We start from the raw sequence: 3,863 nt of genomic DNA, 5'->3' as shown, positions 1-3,863 counted from the left end.
ACTTGTGTTGCACTTGGATTGTAAATCAGGCACTGAAAATAAAGAATAAATTTGGTACTACAGTTATTAAACAGAAACCTAAGAGAATTGCAACGATTCAGTGGGGGAACCAAGACGTTTCTTTGGCATTAGGTGTTGTGCCAGTTGGATTCTCAGCAGCCAATTTTGGTGTTAAAGACAATAGCGGACTTTTACCATGGACTAAGAAGAAATTGGATCAGCTTGATGAAAAAAATCCGAATGTTTACAAAGACACAGATGGACTTGATTTTGAAGCTATTGCTGATTCTAAACCAGATGTTATCTTAGCTGCCTACTCAGGAATTACTAAAGAGGAATATAAAACATTATCAAAGATCGCACCAGTGGTAGCTTATCCCAAGTCAGCATGGACAACTTCATGGAAAGAACAAATTCATCTTGATTCTAAGGGAATGGGGATGGAAAAACAGGGAGACAAACTGATCAAACAAACAGAGCAAAAAATAAATACCAGAGTCAAAAAGTATCCCCAGTTAAAAGGAAATACAGTCACATGGGTCAATTTTTCAGCCAAGGATCTTTCTAAGCTCCAGATTTACACCTCTGCAGACCCGCGACCGGCCTTGTTAAAAGAATTTGGCTTAAATTATCCCGAGAATATAACCCGGGAAATAAAGAGTAAAAATAGTTATTCAAAAGATTTCAGTTCCGAAAAAGAATCTGTTTTAAATGATACAGATATTATCGTTGGCTATGGAGATAAAAAGTTATATCAGACTTTAAAAAATGATCCAGTTTTAGGTCAGGTCCCAGCTATTAAACGGGGCTCAGTTGCTTTTATTGGTAGTGATTCACCTATTGTTGCTGCTGGAACGCCAACGCCATTATCGATCAGTTATACCTTAGATGAGTATCTTAGATTATTAGGAAAGGCAGCCGGCAAAGTTCAATGACAGCAGTTGATCACGTGAAATCGCATAGTCGCATTAAATGGAAGCTGATCTCATCTTTGTTTGTGTTATTGATTTTTGCAGGTTTTGCTTCAGTTTTCTGTGGTGTTAAAGATATTTCTGCACACGATGTTTCTTCTATTTTGCTTATGCAGAAAGTAAGCGACCCTCTTGTGGAAAGCATTGTTCAGAAAAGGATAATCCGGACTTTTTTTGCAATTTTATGTGGGGCAGCTTTAGGTATCTCTGGAGCTTTAATGCAGGGGGTCACTCGTAACCCCTTGGCTGACCCAAGCATCTTAGGAATTAATACAGGAGCCTCTTTCTTTGTGGTTTGCGGTCTGGCATTTTTTAAAATCAGCTCAGCCTGGCAATATATTGGACTAGCTTTTATCGGAGCCTTAGCAGCTGTAACTATTGTTTTTGGAATCGTTTTTTTGGAACGTAAAGTTGATCCGTTAACGCTGATCCTTTCTGGTACAGCGGTCAGTATTATGTTTTCTTCTTTAGTTACGACTGTGATTTTAGTTAAGCAAGATTCCCTGGACCAATTTCGTTTTTGGCAAGTCGGAAGTTTAGGTTCGGCAACAAGTCAGGGAACAATGATCTTTGTTCCAATATTTATTGCAGGTTTTATATTGGCGATGTGTTGTGCACCTGGATTGAATGCGTTGATGCTTGGTGATGAACTTGCAAGAAACTTAGGAGTCAATGCCGTGTTGATTAACGTTTGTGCTTGTATAGCCGGTATTATCTTATGTGCAACTGCAACTGCTTTAGCCGGACCGATTGCTTTTATTGGTTTGTTATCTACACATATGACGAAATTGATCGTTGGATCTGATTTAAGAAAAGTAATTCCTTTATCTTCTCTGACTGGAGCGTTATTTTTAACGATCGCTGATGTAATCGGCCGGTTAGTCAGTGATTCTAATGAAATTAGTGTTGGAATCATAACAGCGTTAGTAGGCGCTCCTTTGTTGGTCTACTTAGCAAGAAGAATGAAGGTGCAAGCCCAATGATAGATGAAAATAATTCTAGTTCAAAGAAGTTTGTTGGGTCACAACGTCGTAAGATCCGTCGTTTTCTTTCAGTGGGTATATTAGGTGTAGTGTTGCTGGGGCTAATAGTTTTCTCGCTTTTATATGGGAGAACGATATATTCAATTTCAGAGGTTAGCCAAGTTATTTTGGGTAGGTTTGTTCCTGGCGCTTCTTTTACCATTTTAACCTTAAGATTACCTAGGATGATTGCTGCAGTTTTAGCTGGCTTTTCTTTTGGGATAGCTGGGTATATTTTTCAAACTATGTTACGGAACCCGTTGGCTAATCCTGATATTTTGGGGATCAGTTCTGGTTCAAGTTGTGCTGTGGTGATCTGCATTCTTGTTTTTCATACTGGTCAGATGACACGCTCACTTGCGGCAGTATGCGCAGGATTATTGACCGTCATTATTTTATTTGGTTTATCTGGGCATAAAAGGGTGGCTGCTACACGGATCATTGTAGTTGGTATCGGATTACAAGCCTTTTATAACGCAATAATTTCGTATCTGACAGTGACTGGTGACCAAAGAGATCTGCCTGAAACGTTACGTTGGTTGAACGGTAGCTTGGATAGTGTAATGCTAGCCCAACTTCCTTTTCCGTACCGTTTTCCAGTTGGTGTTGTAACTGGACTGATAGGTGCGCCTTATCTAATTTGGCAATTGATGGTAATTAGTAAACGGGGTGGATATGATGAGTAAGCATGAATTTTACTGTGAAAATATTAATGCCGGTTATTCAGAAAGAAATATACTAAATAATGTTTCCTTACGTATACCAGCTGGGAAAATTAGTGTTTTGATCGGTTCTAACGGTTGTGGAAAGTCGACTTTACTGAGAGTTTTGGCCGGATTTCTTATCCCGACTTCAGGGCAAGTCAGGTTGGATGGCAAGCAGTTGAAAAAGTATTCAGCTAAACAAGTGGCGCAGATCCTTGCAGTACTGCCGCAACAGTCTAGTGCGCCTGTGGGCTTAAAAGTGATCGATCTTGTCAGTCAAGGTCGTTTTCCTCATCATTTTGTTTTTAGCAGATTCAATAAGCAAGATGAAGACGCGGTTTTAGAAGCAATGGAAATGGTTGGCATTACAGATTTAGCAAAGAGAGATGTTAGTGGGTTGTCTGGTGGTCAAAAGCAACGAGTTTGGATTGCTCTTGCATTAGCACAACAAACGGATATTATCTTTTTAGATGAACCGACAACATTTTTAGACATGACTTATCAAGTTGAAATTTTGGATCTGCTGTCCGATTTAAATAAACGTTTCGGTAAGACTATTGTTGTTATCTTGCACGATATCAACTTGGCTGCTCGTTATGCTGACCGACTTTTTGCCTTGAAAGACGGCATGTTGATCGAGGAGGGGGATCCCGGAAAAGTGGTAAAAAAAGATTTGATTAAAGAAGTTTTTGGATTAAACTCAGTAATCGTTGAAGACCCAATTGCGCATAGTCCCGTGGTAGTCCCGATCGGAAAATAGGCAAAAAAAGGAATGACTAGTTCGTTTGTAATTAACAAGCGCACCAGTCATTCCTTAATACTTCGAGGATTATCCATATGTCATTCTCTCCTTAAATATTTTGCGTGACAGAAAATTATTTTTTTGGCAAGAAAATGTCGTTGTAGATGTTTTCTTTGCGCCAATCTGAAAAAGACAAATTGTTTTTGCGCTTGGATTTCGAATAACCGTATAAGTCATCGGTGACATTCGAGGCCAGAGCCAAAACAATTAAAAGGAAAAGAAGTAGACCAACTAGTCTTAACATTTTGATCCCTCCCTGAGAATCATTATATTTAAGATGAAATAATCATCTTGTTGATTCGTCTTTATTATAGCAAAATTGTGTGGGAGTACTCAATCTAATTGTTTGGATAAAATCAATAAA

Annotated in this window: 5 protein-coding genes; 4 read left to right on the top strand and 1 reads right to left on the bottom strand. The window is 38.9% G+C overall.

Annotated features, from left to right (window positions below; all coding sequences use genetic code 11):
- From FC65_RS09335 to FC65_RS09320, 4 genes are all read left to right on the top strand, one after another.
- Positions 1 to 935: iron-siderophore ABC transporter substrate-binding protein (locus FC65_RS09335; protein ID WP_056972465.1), on the top strand; the 935-nt coding region annotated here is incomplete at its 5' end.
- A complete protein-coding gene (locus tag FC65_RS09330; protein ID WP_010495765.1) occupies positions 932 to 1,954 on the top strand; it encodes a FecCD family ABC transporter permease in 1,023 nt (340 codons plus the stop codon). The genes FC65_RS09335 and FC65_RS09330, both read left to right, overlap by 4 nt.
- A complete protein-coding gene (locus tag FC65_RS09325; RefSeq protein ID WP_056972464.1) occupies positions 1,951 to 2,679 on the top strand; it encodes a FecCD family ABC transporter permease in 729 nt (242 codons plus the stop codon). Before FC65_RS09330 ends, FC65_RS09325 begins: the two co-directional genes overlap by 4 nt.
- Positions 2,672 to 3,457, top strand: a complete 786-nt coding sequence (locus FC65_RS09320) for an ABC transporter ATP-binding protein (protein WP_191979915.1) — start codon at positions 2,672 to 2,674, stop codon at positions 3,455 to 3,457. The genes FC65_RS09325 and FC65_RS09320 overlap by 8 nt, the downstream gene beginning before the upstream one ends.
- 115 nt (positions 3,458 to 3,572) lie before the next feature.
- On the opposite strand, the gene FC65_RS11890 is transcribed toward FC65_RS09320, so the two are convergent.
- A complete protein-coding gene (locus FC65_RS11890; RefSeq protein WP_156408616.1) occupies positions 3,573 to 3,743 on the bottom strand; it encodes a hypothetical protein in 171 nt (56 codons plus the stop codon).
- Positions 3,744 to 3,863 lie beyond the last annotated feature (120 nt).

The sequence above is a fragment of the Ligilactobacillus acidipiscis DSM 15836 genome, from assembly GCF_001435755.1.
Lineage (GTDB): Bacteria > Bacillota > Bacilli > Lactobacillales > Lactobacillaceae > Ligilactobacillus > Ligilactobacillus acidipiscis.
This window is presented reverse-complemented; position numbering and strand designations above follow the sequence as displayed.